The sequence below is a fragment of the Cetobacterium sp. ZWU0022 genome (assembly GCF_000800875.1).
Lineage (GTDB): Bacteria > Fusobacteriota > Fusobacteriia > Fusobacteriales > Fusobacteriaceae > Cetobacterium_A.
In genome coordinates, this window is the sequence record NZ_JRJZ01000091.1 from 1 (window position 1) to 14,476 (window position 14,476).

12 protein-coding genes and 1 pseudogene are annotated in these 14,476 nt (G+C 26.8%); 12 read left to right on the forward strand and 1 reads right to left on the reverse strand.

The window, feature by feature from the left end; translation table 11 throughout:
* The first annotated feature begins 454 nt into the window (after positions 1–454).
* Together L988_RS08085 and wecB are read left to right on the forward strand one after the other, a co-directional pair.
* Positions 455–1,510, forward strand: coding sequence for an EpsG family protein (locus L988_RS08085; RefSeq protein ID WP_231549832.1), 1,056 nt, complete (start codon positions 455–457; stop codon positions 1,508–1,510).
* A gap of 479 nt (positions 1,511–1,989) precedes the next feature.
* On the forward strand, positions 1,990–3,102 hold the full coding sequence (gene wecB / locus L988_RS08090; RefSeq protein ID WP_047383273.1) for a non-hydrolyzing UDP-N-acetylglucosamine 2-epimerase: 1,113 nt from the start codon (positions 1,990–1,992) through the stop codon (positions 3,100–3,102).
* Between the two features lie 810 nt (positions 3,103–3,912).
* Here the strand turns inward: wecB and L988_RS13665 are convergent.
* Positions 3,913–4,053 (reverse strand): hypothetical protein, encoded by a 141-nt coding sequence (locus tag L988_RS13665; protein WP_156111944.1) that lies wholly within the window; start codon positions 4,051–4,053, stop codon positions 3,913–3,915.
* Positions 4,054–4,355: 302 nt separating this feature from the next.
* Between L988_RS13665 and L988_RS08095 the strand changes: the two genes are divergently transcribed.
* From L988_RS08095 to L988_RS14120, 10 genes and pseudogenes are all read left to right on the forward strand, one after another.
* Positions 4,356–5,441, forward strand: coding sequence for a hypothetical protein (locus L988_RS08095; RefSeq protein ID WP_156111945.1), 1,086 nt, complete (start codon positions 4,356–4,358; stop codon positions 5,439–5,441).
* A gap of 107 nt (positions 5,442–5,548) precedes the next feature.
* Complete coding sequence (locus L988_RS08100) at positions 5,549–6,625, forward strand: mannose-1-phosphate guanylyltransferase (protein ID WP_047383262.1); 1,077 nt, start codon at positions 5,549–5,551, stop codon at positions 6,623–6,625.
* 35 nt (positions 6,626–6,660) lie between these two features.
* Positions 6,661–7,587 (forward strand): glycosyltransferase, encoded by a 927-nt coding sequence (locus tag L988_RS08105; RefSeq protein WP_052191760.1) that lies wholly within the window; start codon positions 6,661–6,663, stop codon positions 7,585–7,587.
* Positions 7,588–7,631: 44 nt separating this feature from the next.
* On the forward strand, positions 7,632–8,972 hold the full coding sequence (rfbH, locus tag L988_RS08110; protein WP_047383263.1) for a lipopolysaccharide biosynthesis protein RfbH: 1,341 nt from the start codon (positions 7,632–7,634) through the stop codon (positions 8,970–8,972).
* A 13-nt stretch (positions 8,973–8,985) separates the two neighbouring features.
* Positions 8,986–9,759 carry a glucose-1-phosphate cytidylyltransferase gene (gene rfbF, locus L988_RS08115; RefSeq protein WP_047383265.1) on the forward strand — a complete coding sequence of 258 codons (774 nt, stop codon included), beginning with the start codon at positions 8,986–8,988 and terminating at the stop codon, positions 9,757–9,759.
* A 42-nt stretch (positions 9,760–9,801) separates the two neighbouring features.
* Complete coding sequence (gene rfbG / locus L988_RS08120) at positions 9,802–10,884, forward strand: CDP-glucose 4,6-dehydratase (protein WP_047383267.1); 1,083 nt, start codon at positions 9,802–9,804, stop codon at positions 10,882–10,884.
* The gene (locus L988_RS08125) at positions 10,884–11,765 is read left to right on the forward strand and encodes an NAD(P)-dependent oxidoreductase (RefSeq protein ID WP_047383269.1); all 882 of its coding nucleotides are present in this window, start codon (positions 10,884–10,886) and stop codon (positions 11,763–11,765) included. The genes rfbG and L988_RS08125 overlap by 1 nt, the downstream gene beginning before the upstream one ends.
* 14 nt (positions 11,766–11,779) lie before the next feature.
* Complete coding sequence (locus tag L988_RS08130; protein WP_047383270.1) at positions 11,780–12,637, forward strand: glycosyltransferase family 2 protein; 858 nt, start codon at positions 11,780–11,782, stop codon at positions 12,635–12,637.
* An 86-nt stretch (positions 12,638–12,723) separates the two neighbouring features.
* The gene (locus L988_RS08135) at positions 12,724–14,157 is read left to right on the forward strand and encodes a hypothetical protein (RefSeq protein WP_197053956.1); all 1,434 of its coding nucleotides are present in this window, start codon (positions 12,724–12,726) and stop codon (positions 14,155–14,157) included.
* Positions 14,154–14,243: pseudogene (locus tag L988_RS14120) on the forward strand (UTP--glucose-1-phosphate uridylyltransferase); the annotation flags it as partial. The gene L988_RS08135 and the pseudogene L988_RS14120, both read left to right, overlap by 4 nt.
* Positions 14,244–14,476: the final 233 nt, after the last annotated feature.

The following is a 14,476-nucleotide window of genomic DNA, read 5'->3' on the forward strand; positions in this document are numbered from 1 at the left end:
AAGAATATTAAAAACACTTTCTAAATATAAATAAAATTTAAAATTATGATGGAACGCCGTATGCGGTGAAAGTCGCATGTACGGTATAGAGCAAGGAAAAAGGCGAAGATAATTTCAACCCCTTACCTATTGCTATAGATTTATTATATTAAGGACATATTTCTTTAGGAGTGTGATTAAATTAGTCATAGTTTTTTACTCTTTATTCCAAGAGCTTCATTTAGATATAAAATTACTTGTTTTAAGGTTTGATTTACAAGATTTATTTCTATTTTTAATTAAATTATATTTGGATTACAATATATTTTTTAGAAGAAGATTAGAAAAGCAGTAAAAATTTATGAAAGTTAAAATTTAAATTATTCACAGAAATGTATATTAGTAAAAATCAGGAAGTGTTATATTATTTATTGGAAAGGATTTTATGGTTTATATAGTTTATTTACTTATAAGTATGTTTTTTATTAAGATTTTAGATAAAAGAGAAAAGAAAATAGGCGTATTTTTTTCTTTGGGAATTTTATATTTTTTATTAGCATTTCAATTTGGAGTAGGATATGATTATTTTAGCTATATTGAAATATTTAAAGGAGAGCAGGAGTTTAATTCAATTAGGGGAAATGGATTTTTATTTTATATAAACTTTTTAAAAGTAATAACGAATAAAGAAATAATATTTTTTATAACCAGCTCTTTTATTCAGACTGTATTATTATATAATTTTTTAATGAAGTTGTATAGGAATAAATATATTGAAAAAATAGAAATTTATTTATTTATACTAATAACAACAACATATTTTTTATTTTCTTTATTTAATACAATTAGATCAACTATATCTTCTTTATGTTTTGCAAACATATTTTTGAATTATATAACATTAAAAAAAATAAAGATAACATCTATTTTATATTTATTTATAGCAGCAATGTTTCACTCTAGTTTTTTTATTGGTGGTCTATTAATAATTATTTTTTATGCGATTGCAAAATTAAAATGTTTAAGAAAAAATAGAATGATAATTTATTTATTTATTTGTTTTTTATTATATAAAATAAAAATAATCAAAATAATAATTAAATTTATTTTAGAATCAAATATAAATTTTTACTATAAATATTATTTAGAATCAAGTATGGCCTATTCACCTTCAGATGGCTCTGGAGTTATTTCAATTATAATGTTGATGGCATATATACTTTCATTAATAGAAAAAAAGAATCAGACAAATGTAGAGAAAGAATACTTTTTAAATATGGGAGTTTTAATTTATGGGGTATCTTTAATAATAAATGAATCTCCAATATTAAATAGACTTATGGAGTATTTAATTTTATTTCAGATCTTTCCTTTACAATATTTAATGGAAAATTTAGAAACTAATAAATTATTAAAAGTTTTAAAGATGATGTTTTTGATATTGTGCTTATTGATTTTATTGAAAAAAATATTTTATAAGCCTACAAGAGAATATGTGTATAAAAGCATTATTTTTAATAAATTAGAGTAGAGTTTGATTAGGATAGTTAAATTGATGTAATAGATTATGATGATAAGCTAAGTCTTTATAAATTATGTAGCCTATTTTGGTAATCAGCTAGTAGATAAATAAACTACTATGTATGTATTTAAATAAAGACTTTTTAGTTTCTTCAAAACCCTTTGCTTTATTTTAATAAGTTCACTTTTTTTTAGAATTAAATGAACATATTATATAGATTTTAGAATTTTTCTCATAATTTCTTTTGACTTAAGAGAATAATAAGTTATATTTTTCTTGAGATTAAAGAAGTGAATAAATTTTGAATCTAGAGATTTAAAAAGCAATGAAATAGAAGAATTTAAGGAGAAGGTTCTTAGGTGATAAAAATGATAAAATTAAGTAAAAAAAATTTTACAAAGAATATTTATTCTAGCATCATAAATTTTATTTATTAAGATAGGAGGAAAGTATAGGCAGAGGTAGAAAATTTGCCATACAAATATAAAATGAAAATAGGGTTAATATTTGGAACGAGACCAGAAGCTATAAAAATGGCTCCTGTCTATCATGAATTAAAGAAATCAAAAGTTGATGTTAAAGTTATTTCAACAGGTCAACATAGAGAGATGTTATATCAAGTGTTGAATTTATTTGAAATACAACCTGACTATGAATTGAATATAATGAAAGAAGGCCAAGGATTATCAGAGTTAACAAGTAGATTAATTCAAAAAGTTGAAGAAATTGTAAAAGAAGAAAAATTAGATTTTATTTTAGTTCAAGGAGATACCACATCAGCTTTTGTAGGTGCCCTCGTAGGATTTTATAATAAGATACCAGTAGGGCATATAGAAGCAGGCCTTAGAACAGGAGATATTTACTCTCCATTCCCAGAAGAGGCTAATAGAAAACTAATAGGAAATATAGCAAAAGTTCATTTTGCTCCGACAGATGTAAATGTTAATAATCTATTAGCTGAAGGATATAAAAATGATAATATTCAAAAAGTTGGAAATACAGTTATCGATGCTCTTTATTGGGTGAAAGAAAACAGAAGTGCAGACTTAGATTTTATAAAAGAAAAGTATGGTTTAATAGATAAAAAATATATACTTATGACAATGCATAGAAGAGAAAATTGGGGTAATCCGATGAGAGATACATTGAAAGGAGTAAGAAGATATTTAGAAGAAAATAAAGAACTATACTTAGTTTTTCCAATGCATATGAATCCATTGGTGAGAGAAGTAATAAGAGAAGAATTAGAAGGATTTGGTAGAAAAATTCTAATAGATCCGTTAGAATATTTAGAATTTATAAGCATTATGGATGGAGCACACTATATAATGACAGATTCTGGTGGAGTTCAAGAGGAAGCTCCTAGTTTAGGAAAACCTACTTTAGTGTTGAGAAATACCACAGAAAGACCTGAAGCTATAGAAGCAGGCACGGCTAAACTTATAGGTACATCTTCAGAAGAAGTTTATAAATATATGAAGGTTTTAGAAGGGGATTTATATATCGAGATGTCGAAAGCTAACAATCCTTACGGAGATGGGAGAACTTCAAAAAAAATATATCTAGAAATACTAAAAAATATAAAAGGGGAGCAACTGTAAATTGTTAAGTAGGTAATTCATATAAATCATAAATAATTTTAGAGTAAATAGTGCGAGCTAAAAAAATATCCTATCACATAAATTTTTTTACTTTTTTAAGTTGTGCTTAAACTCTGTATTTGTGCTAAACAATTTAAAAACTATATTAATTAAGGTATATCTCGGTGTTTTTGAGCCTCGTTTTGACATTCGAGTTTTCTTAGCTATAAAGTTGCCTGATTGACAGAAGGATTAAGCCCATAATACACTAGTAGTTTATAAAAAATAAGAAAAACAGTAACATTTTCAATTTCAGCGATAATCATAGCATCATTAAAAGTTTCTGCTTCTGGGATATTGTTAATAGTCTCCACTGATTTCTTGATATTTTTTCAACTTCTACAAATTGTTTACTATATAATTCGATTTTCTTGATAGCATGAATTACTTGAGTAGATAGGGCTTTGTTTTCAATACTCATAGAGAGTTTTATTACTACCCTTACCAAAATGGTCTTTTGAAGCTTTAGAAAATAGCGATATAAGGTGAACTTCTGAAAAGTTTTAGGAGTAGTAGACTCTTTTAATAAAATGTAGCAAACTTTGAGATGAATTCAAAATTAAAAAAATATTGAAACTTCGTAAACAATTGATCAAGATAAGCCATTAGCTGAATATACAATAAGATTTCAGTTCTAAATTTGTAATGTCACGCGATATGCTTACAGCTTTGATTATCAAGTAAGTAGCGACTTTGTCTATTAATATTTGTAAAGGATTGATTACTCCTACTTTGTACCCCAAAGAAAATAGAAAGAATATAAGATTTTTTTCATAATAAAGTGGTTGATTTTAGTCCAATAACTATATCTTTCTTTTTAAAAGAAGATATTTTGGATAAAAGTGAAGAGACTTCAACTTGATCATTATTGAATGAGAACGCTTCTATAAGAACTTCTCTGTCAGAATCCATGACAGAAGTAAAATGTTTTTCTTTGAAATATCAATACCTATACAAATAATAATGATCTTACCTCGATTTAATAATATAGAACTGTGATATTTATTCTCTTAATCTTGTGTGAGATGAAAGTTTGAGAACTTATCCAACCAATAAATAATTGGAATAAAACAGTAATACACTCCTTGCTAATAGTTTATTCTATGGGAAGAAAAAAAGTCTATAGTGTTTAATACAATTATACATCAGTTTACAAAATAAAATAAAAAAAGGAGGATATGGTATAAAGTTTTATTTATATCATACAAGAATGAATGGTATTAATATTTGATCCTTGGGCCAAAGATGTGGAACATTTGGAGTTTAATAAAAATTTTTTAAAAATAGTACAAAAAGATAATATTGTATTATATGTTGGAGAATCTCTTCAAGTGGAAAAATTAAAAAAAGAAATAGTGGATGTTGATTATTATAAAATTGAGGTAAATAAAATTGTAAAAAATAAATTTTATAGAATAAGAAATTTGTTAAATGATTTTAAAAATTGTTGGTTTTGCTTTAAAGTCGCAAAGAATAATAAAATAAAAAAAATATATGTGACAACAGCTTTTCCTGAGATAATAATTTTCACAAAAATTTTATTTAGAAATTATAAAGTAGAATACATAATGCATGGATACTTAAAAAATATCAAATTAGAATTTAATATTTTTAAATTGAACACCTATTTAAGAAAGGTTTTGAAAATATTTAATAATGGAAAATCATACATAGTTTTAGGAGAATGTATTCAAAAAAACCTTTTAAAAATAATGCCTGAGCTTAGAGGAAAAGTAAAATCAATTAATCATCCGTATTCTCTTAAAACTAAAAAAATTAAAAAGAAGTCTGAAGAAAAGATAAAAATGGGAACAGTTGGAGTTGGAGCAAAAGAAAAAAATAGTCATTATCTATTTGAATTAGAAGCTTTTTTAAAGCGAGAACAAATTTCGAATATAGAATTATATCATATTGGAAAAATAACTGAAAATATTATTCCAACAGAAAGTAAAGTTAATATTCCATCAAGAACTCAAATGTTATCAGAAAATAGATTTAATGAATATGTTAATGATTTGGATTATATACTATATTTTTATCCAAAAGATAATTATTCTTTAGTCGCTAGTGGGGCTATTTTTGATGCTGTTTTTAGATATAAAAAAATCATAGGAATAAATAATGAGTATTTTAATGAAGTTTTTATTAAGACTAAAAATATAGCTTTTTTATGTAATGATTTGGAAGAAATTAAAAGTAGAATTTTAAAAATTTCTAAAGAGCCAAATAGTGAAGTGAATTATGAAGAGTATCAAAAAATAATAATGAAATATTCTGTAGAAAATATTAGTTTAAGTTAATAGAGGAGGAGATAATTTGAATAAAAAAGCAATGAAGCTGGGAGAAGTAGAATATTAATAGGCTAAATTTTTTTAATTAATTTTTTTATAGAATGGAGAGTTATGAAATGCTAACAGCACTTATAATGGCAGGAGGTAGTGGTGAGAGATTTTGGCCATTATCAACGCCAACAAAACCAAAACAATTATTGTCTCTTTTTTCAGATAAGTCTATGATTAGAGAGACTGTAGATAGAGTTTTACCAATAATACCAGCGGATAAAATATTTATAGCAACTAATATTTTACAGGCTGAAGAGATAAAGAAAGAGTTATCAGATATACCAGAGCAAAATGTTATAATTGAACCAGCTTTTAAAGATACAGCTGCTGCCATAGGTTATACATCCATAGTTATACAGGAAAGGTTTAAATATTTAGATGAAAAGATAGAAGTGATTGTATTAGCATCGGATCATTTAATAAAAGACGATGTAACTTTTAGAGAAGTTATTTTAAAAGGAGCAAATGAAGCAAAAGAAAATTCGAGTATTGTAACTTTAGGTATAAAACCAGATAAACCAGAAACAGGTTATGGGTATATTGAAGTTAATAATAATGAAAGTTTAAAATTAAATGAAATATACAAAGTTAGAAGATTTCGTGAAAAGCCAAATAAAGAAATAGCAGAGCAGTATGTATCTTCTGGAAAATATTTATGGAATTCAGGAATGTTTATTTTTACAACTGAAACAATATTTAAAAATTTCGAAGTTCTTATGCCTGAACATACAGAAATTTTCAATAAAATAAGAAAAAAGATTACGAATGATATTTCAGGAAGAGAATTAAGTAAAGTTGCAAAACCTTATTTTGAAGAGTTTGAAAAAATTTCAATTGATTTTGGGATAATGGAGTATTCCAAAAATATAAAAGTTATTCCAGTTTCTATAGGATGGAATGATATAGGTAGTTTTACAGCATTATCAGAAGTTTTTGAAGCAGATAAAGATGGCAACATAATAAGAAATACAAAAGCTATAATACATGAGGCTAATAATAATATAGTTATTTGTGATAGTGGAACTATCTCATTGCTAGGAGTTAAAAATTTAATTGTAGTAAAAAATAGAGATAATATTTTAATTTCACATAAAGATAGTGCTCAAGATATAAAAAAAATAGTAGCAAAATATAATGAGTAAAAGTTATAGAATTAAGCTCATAGAAAGGAAAAAGTATGAAGATAGATTTATCAATTATTGTTCCAATATACAATGTTGAAGAGTATTTGGAAGAGTGTTTAAAATCAATATATAAATTGAATATAAAAAAGGAAATAATTTTAGTAAATGATGAATCGCCAGATAACTCAAAAATTATTATAGAGAAATATAAAGAGTTGTATCCTGAAGAAACAATAGTAATAAATCAAAAAAACAAAGGATTATCTGGAGCACGTAATTCAGGGTTAGAAAGAGCTAAAGGAGAATATATTTCTTTTATAGATAGTGACGACTATATAGATACTCAAAAATATGAACAATTATTTGAAAAGGTTAAAAATCAAAATTTGGACATTATAGTAGGAGACTATTTAAAATTTGAAAATAATCAGATTTTTCAAGGAAGAAGAGTAGACGAACAAATAAAAAAAATGGAAATAGTAACAGGAAAAGAATATTTAGAGAAATGTATTAGATTTAATTCCTTTAGAGAAGAGGTATGGGATGATATATTTAATAGAGAATTTTTGATAAAAAATAATTTAAAATTTAAAGAAAAACTATTACATGAAGATACTTTATTTTTTATTCAAGCTCTTGCCAAGGCAAAAAAAGTTAAATACTTTGATGTTAAATTCTATATGTATAGACAAAGGCAAGGTAGTATAATGTCAACTCTTAAGTTAAAAAATTATCAACATAAAATTTATATAGCAAATGAAATTTTAAATTATAATAGAGAATGGAATGTGGAAGGATTACATGGCTATTTGATAAATACTCTTTGGTATATTTATAGAAATGAAAAATATATAAATAAAAATCTTATTAGAGAAATTTTAAAAAAACAAAAAAAATATTCAATTAAAATTTGGATAAAAATTATATTAATGTTAAGTACAAAATTTAATTATAAAAAAATTGAAATAATAGATATATAAAATAACTAGGGAGGTTTTAGATTATTTAATCTAAAAATAAAAATATGACAAGAATAGATATATTAAAACAAGAAATTTTAGAAAAAACTAAAGAGTTATATGAATTAAAGTTTGGAGATAAAAAAGAGTTTGTACCTGGTGAAACATATGTAAATTATGGTGGAAGATTCTTTGATGAGAAAGAGATGGTAAATCTTACGGATTCATCATTAGATTTCTGGCTTACAACAGGTCCTTGGGCTAAGAAGTTTGAGAAGGGATTAGCAGAGTATTTAGGAACAAAGTTTTGTTCTTTAGTTAACTCGGGATCGTCAGCAAATTTATTAGCTTTTATGGCATTAACATCTCCAACATTAGGAGATAGAAGAATCAATAGAGGAGATGAAGTTATAACTGTAGCAGCAGGATTCCCTACAACAGTAACTCCTGTTATTCAATATGGAGCAATTCCTGTATTTGTAGATGTAGATATTCCTTCATACAACATAGATGTAAAAGAGTTAGAAAAGGCTTTATCAGAAAAGACAAAAGCTGTTATGGTAGCTCACACTCTTGGAAATCCATTTAACTTAAAAGAGGTAAGAGATTTCTGTGATAGAAATAATTTATGGTTAATAGAGGATAACTGTGATGCTCTAGGATCTGAGTATTTTCTAGATGGAGAATGGAAAAAAACAGGAACTATTGGAGATTTAGGAACTTCAAGTTTCTACCCACCTCACCATATGACTATGGGAGAGGGAGGAGCTGTTTATACAAATAACTCTAAATTAGCTAGATTAGTTAACTCTTTCAGAGATTGGGGAAGAGATTGCTGGTGTGACAGTGGAAAAGATGATACTTGTCAATATAGATTTACAAAGCAATTTGGAGAGCTTCCACTTGGATATGACCACAAGTATGTTTACTCACACTTTGGATATAATTTAAAAGTTACAGATATGCAAGCTGCTATCGGATGTGCTCAATTAGAAAAGTTACCAGCTATAGTTGAAGCTAGAAGAAATAACTGGGAAAGATTATATAGTGGATTAAAAGATCTTTCTGATAAAATTGTTTTACCAGAAAAAGAGAAGGATAGTAACCCAAGCTGGTTTGGATTCTTAATCTCTGTTAAAGAGTCATCAGGAAAATCTAGAGTTGAGTTAGCAAAACATTTAGAAGCTAACAAAATTCAAACAAGAAACCTATTTGCAGGAAACTTAATAAAGCATCCAGCGTTTGATGAGATGAGAGCTACTGGTGAAGGATTTAGAACTGTGGGAGATTTGAAAAACACAGATTTTATAATGAATAACACTATTTGGATTGGAGTATACCCAGGAATGACAAATGAGATGTTAGACTTTATGATAGAAAAAGTAAGAGAGTATGTATTAGGATAATAGGGGGAGAAGAATGAAAGCTGTAATTTTAGCGGGTGGATTTGGAACAAGACTTAGTGAAGCTACAAACTTAATACCAAAACCTATGGTAGAGATCGGAGGAAAACCTATTCTTTGGCACATAATGAAAACTTATTCATTGCATGGGATAAATGAATTTGTTATCTGTTGTGGATATAAAGCTTATGTTATAAAAGAGTGGTTTGCAAACTACTTTATGCATAACTCTGATGTGACAATAGATTTAGCTAACAACAGTATAGAGATTCATGAGTGTAACGCTGAGCCTTGGAAAGTTACTCTTGTAGATACTGGATTAAACACTATGACTGGTGGAAGAGTAAAGAGAATTCAAAAATATATAGGAAATGAACCGTTCCTATTAACATATGGAGATGGAGTATCAGATATAGATATAACTAAATCTATTGAAGCTCATAAAGCTAGTGGAAAAGCTCTGACTGTAACAGCATATAAGCCAAATGGAAAGTTTGGTGCACTAGAGATTGATAATACAGGAATGGTTAATGCATTTACTGAAAAGCCAGCAGGAGATGGAATGTGGATAAACGCAGGATATTTCATCTGTGAGCCTGAAGTATTCAACTATATTACAACTGGAGATAGCACTATATTTGAAAAAGCTCCACTTGAAAACTTAGCAAAAGATGGAAAGATGAATTCATTTAAACATGAAGGATTCTGGAAGCCAATGGATACATTGAGAGATAATGTAGAATTAAATGAGATGTGGGATTCAGGTGTAGCACCTTGGAAGAAATGGTAAGAGGGTAGCGAAAGCTACCCTATATTTTTAAGGGAGAGAATGATGATAAAAAACTTTAATAATGTTTATAAAGGTAAAAGAGTTTTAGTAACAGGTCATACAGGATTTAAGGGTTCTTGGTTATCTATCTGGTTAAAAGAGCTAGGAGCAGAGGTTATTGGATATTCTTTAGATCCATATACAGAGAAAGATAATTTTGTATTATCTAACTTATCAGAAAAGATAGTTGATATAAGAGGAGATATAAGAGATAAGGAAAAATTAGCAGAAGTTTTCTCAAAATATAAGCCAGAGATTGTATTTCATTTAGCTGCTCAGCCACTGGTTAGGTTATCTTATGATATCCCTGTAGAGACGTATGAAGTTAACGTAATGGGAACCATTAATATTATGGAAGAGATAAGAAAAACAGATGCAACTAAAATAGGTATTCTTATCACAACAGATAAATGTTATGAAAATAAAGAGCAAATCTGGGGTTATAGAGAGAATGAACCTATGGGAGGATATGATCCATATTCATCTTCAAAAGGTGCTGCTGAGATAGCTATAAGTTCATGGAGAAGATCTTTCTTTAATCCGAAAGATTTTGAAAAACATGGGAAAAGTATTGCTTCTGTAAGAGCTGGAAATGTTATTGGAGGAGGAGACTGGGCAAAGGATAGAATAATCCCTGATTGTATTAGAGCTCTTGAAGAAAATAGAGTAATAGATATAAGAATGCCAATGGCAGTTAGACCTTGGGAACATGTATTAGAACCACTTAGTGGATACTTATTAGTAGGACAAAAGATGATAGAAAATCCAGGGCAATATTGTGAAGGATATAATTTTGGACCAACTCTTGATGCGATAGTACCTGTTTGGGATGTAGCAACTATGGTAACAAAATTCTATGGAAGTGGAGAGTTAAAAGATTCATCTAATCCAAATGCTTTACATGAAGCTAAATTATTATTGTTAGATATAACTAAAGCTAGATTCGAGTTAGATTGGAAACCAACTTTAACAATAGAGAATAGTATAGAACTAACAACAGAGTGGTATAAAAGATATAAAAATGAAGATGTATATAACTTATGTCTAGAGCAAATAGAAAAATTTTGTAATTATGGTGAGAAGTAATGAAAAAAGCTTTAGTAACAGGAGGAACAGGATTTATAGGCTCTAACTTGTGTAGAAGATTACTAAACGAAGGATGGAAGGTATTTTTAATAACTAAAAAAGAGTTCGGTTATGATAATGTTCTAGATATAAAAAATAAGATGGATATTTATGAGTATGAGGATAATTTTAATGAGCTTATGGAATATATAAAAAGTATAGAAGTTGATGTTGTTTTTCATTTAGCTTCAACAATAATAACAGAGCATACACCTAATGATATTCATAAAATATTACAAGGAAATATAGTTTTTGGAACTGAAGTTTTAGAAGCTATAAAGTATTCAAAAACAAAGTTGTTGGTAAATACAGGAACATATTGGCAACATTATAATAATGAAGAATACAATCCAGTTGATTTATATGCGGCTACAAAAGAAGCTTTTCAAAATTTGATAAGGTATTATACTGAAGCAGAAGAGCTGAGATGTATTACATTAAAGCTATTTGATACTTATGGTGAAAAAGATAAGAGACCAAAGTTAATAAATTTACTTAATAAATTTGCAGATGAAGGAACAGAGTTAAATATGTCACCAGGAGAACAAATTTTAGATTTAGTTCATGTAGATGACATAGTTGAAGCATATCTAGTAGCTTATAAAAATCTAATAGAGAATCCTGATTTAAAATATAAGAACTATGCTGTAGCTTCAGGAGATAGATATTCATTGAAAGAGGTAATAGAGCTATTTGAAAATCTTAGTGGAAAAAAATTAAATATAAACTGGGGTGGAAGAGAATATCGTAAAAGAGAAGTCATGATACCTTGGGATAAATATGAAATATTACCAAACTTTAAAAATAAAATTAAATTAGAAAAAGGATTAGAAAAATTCTGAAGGGAAGTAAAAGAATGAATAAAATTAAATTATCAATATGTATGCCTACCTATAATCGTTCTGAAAAAGTTATAGCTCAAATTCAACAGATATACAAAGAATTTGTTGAAAGTGATTATAAAGATCAAATAGAGATTTTAGTTAGTGATAATAATTCAGATAAAAATCATGAAATGAAATTGTCTGAATCTTTAAAAGATATGAAAGATATAAAGTTAAATTATAATTCCAAAAATCTTGGATTAATTGGAAATTTAAGAAAGTTATTAGAACTATCTTCAGGAGAATATATTTGGTTTGTAGGAGACGATGATGAATTAGAGGAAGGAATTTTAGAAAAAGTTTATATTGAATTAAAGCAAAATGATTTTATATTTATAAATCATGATGCATATATAGATACTTTAGATAATGTTGTAATGAAACAGGCTATTCCAGAAAATATAAATAAATCAAATATAGTAGAACAAATATTTAGATATTCTGAGACCTCATTAATGTTTATAACTGCTTGTGTTTATAAGAAAGAAATATTGCAAGGAATAAGTAGAGAGTTATGTCACGGAAGACTTTCGGATCCACTATTTTATTCTATATTATCAGGGAAGTATGATAAAGTTGGATTGATAACAGATATTATGATTCATAATAGGTGGGGAGACACTTCATGGAGCAATCAGAGTAATATCATTTTCTTAGAAGAGATTCCACGAGGATTATTAAACCTTTCAAAATTTGGAATAAATAATGAAGAATTGGTAAAAATATATTTTAAGAAAAGATGGAAACAGCTTTTAAAATATAATATTAAGAGAGGAAGAATAAAAGATATCTTAGCATATATAGGATATTTTTCTACAATAAAAATATGAGATCAGTAACTTCAATTAAAAATATAAGTAGTAATATAATTTCTTTTATAATTAATATAATTTTAACATTTTTTTTAAGAAAAGTTATGGTTAGTAATTTAGGGTATGAATATATAGGGTTGAACGTGTTTTTAACGAGTGTCGTTGGCTTTCTTTCGTTAGGAGAATTGGGAGTAAGTCAAGCAGTTACATATTCTTTATATAAGCCATTATCAGAAAAAAATAATAACAAAATAAGCGAAATTTTAACTTTATTTAAAAGAATTTATCAAATAATAGGAAGTGTAATATTTTTTATATCTATGTCGTTATTATTGTTTATTGATAAATTAATAAATAATAATAATATAAAAAATATTGGTTTATATTTTTTTGTATATATTTTAATGACAGTCAGTTCGTATTTCTTATGCTATAGAGATATATTAATAAATGCGGATCAAAAAGGGTATAAATTAGCCAAGATAAATACAATATTTAATTTTATAAATAAAATATTTCAGATCTGTATCTTAATTAAAACAAAATCTTTTTTGAGCTGGATTATTTTCACTACAGTTATTACAATAATAAATTATTTTTATACAAATAATTTTATAAAAAAAAGATATGAAAAAATTGATGCATCTATTTATAAGAATTTTACTTTGAAAGAGTTGTTAAATTTAAATCCTGAGTTATTAAAAAACACATATACTACATTTGTTTACAAACTTTCATTATTTATAACTTATAAAACAGATGATATTTTAATAACTAATTTAATTGGTGTGTCTATATTAGGAAAATATTCAAATTATGTATTAGTAACAAGTTTAGTAGCTAGTTTTATAGCAAAAACATTTTGGAGTTTAAATTCTGCTGTAGGAAATTATATAGTTGAAAATTCACAAAAAAATATTTACAAATTATGGGAGACTTTAACTTGGTTATCATTTTATGTAGCTACAGTTAGTACTTTTAGTATTATAAAAAATATGAACCAATTTCTGATTATATGGGTTGGAAAAGATTCGATTTTAAATAGCTTTATTTTTTACGTGTTGATGATAAATTTTTATATTCGTATAGTTAGAGAACCGATAGAGCTTTTTAGAAATGGGTTTGGGATATTCGATGGCACAAAAAAAGTAGTGATAGTAGAGGCAGTTTTAAATTTAATAATTTCGATAACATTAGGGATTCGATATGGAATTATAGGGATAATATTAGGAACGCTAATATCGTATCTTTTAGGTTGTTTTTGGTTTATGCCATATATAACATTTAAACATGGATTTAAGCAAAACCAGTTAAAATATTATAAAATAATGTTTAATAATTTACTTGTTTCAATTATGTCTATGGGCATTTCTTTATATATATTAAATAAATTAGGAATAAGAAGCTTTATATATTCATGTATAGTATCCTTCATAAGTATTAATATTGTTTATTTATCGTTAAGCTTAAAAAATGAAAATTTTTATTTTATATTAGATAAGATAAAAGTTGGGTTAAAAATAAGGAGTAAAAAATGAAAAAAATAACTAAAGCAGTTATACCTGCAGCGGGATTGGGAACTAGAGTTTTACCTGCAACTAAAGCCCAGCCGAAAGAGATGGTGCGACACGTTGCATAGTGAAAAGCTATGCCACACCTGGAGTTTAGCGATAAACAAAAGGTGGAGAACTATATGACTGAGAGGTGGAATGAGGGAGTAACGCCCTGAAACGCTTCCCATAATACTCCGATATGTGATTAAGTTCTAACTAAACTTAATGGTAGCTCGGTAAAGTTGGCTGAGAGTTATCCCTAACAGGTTAAGCTGAGGAAATGCGAACCAGAGGTGGTCGAGAT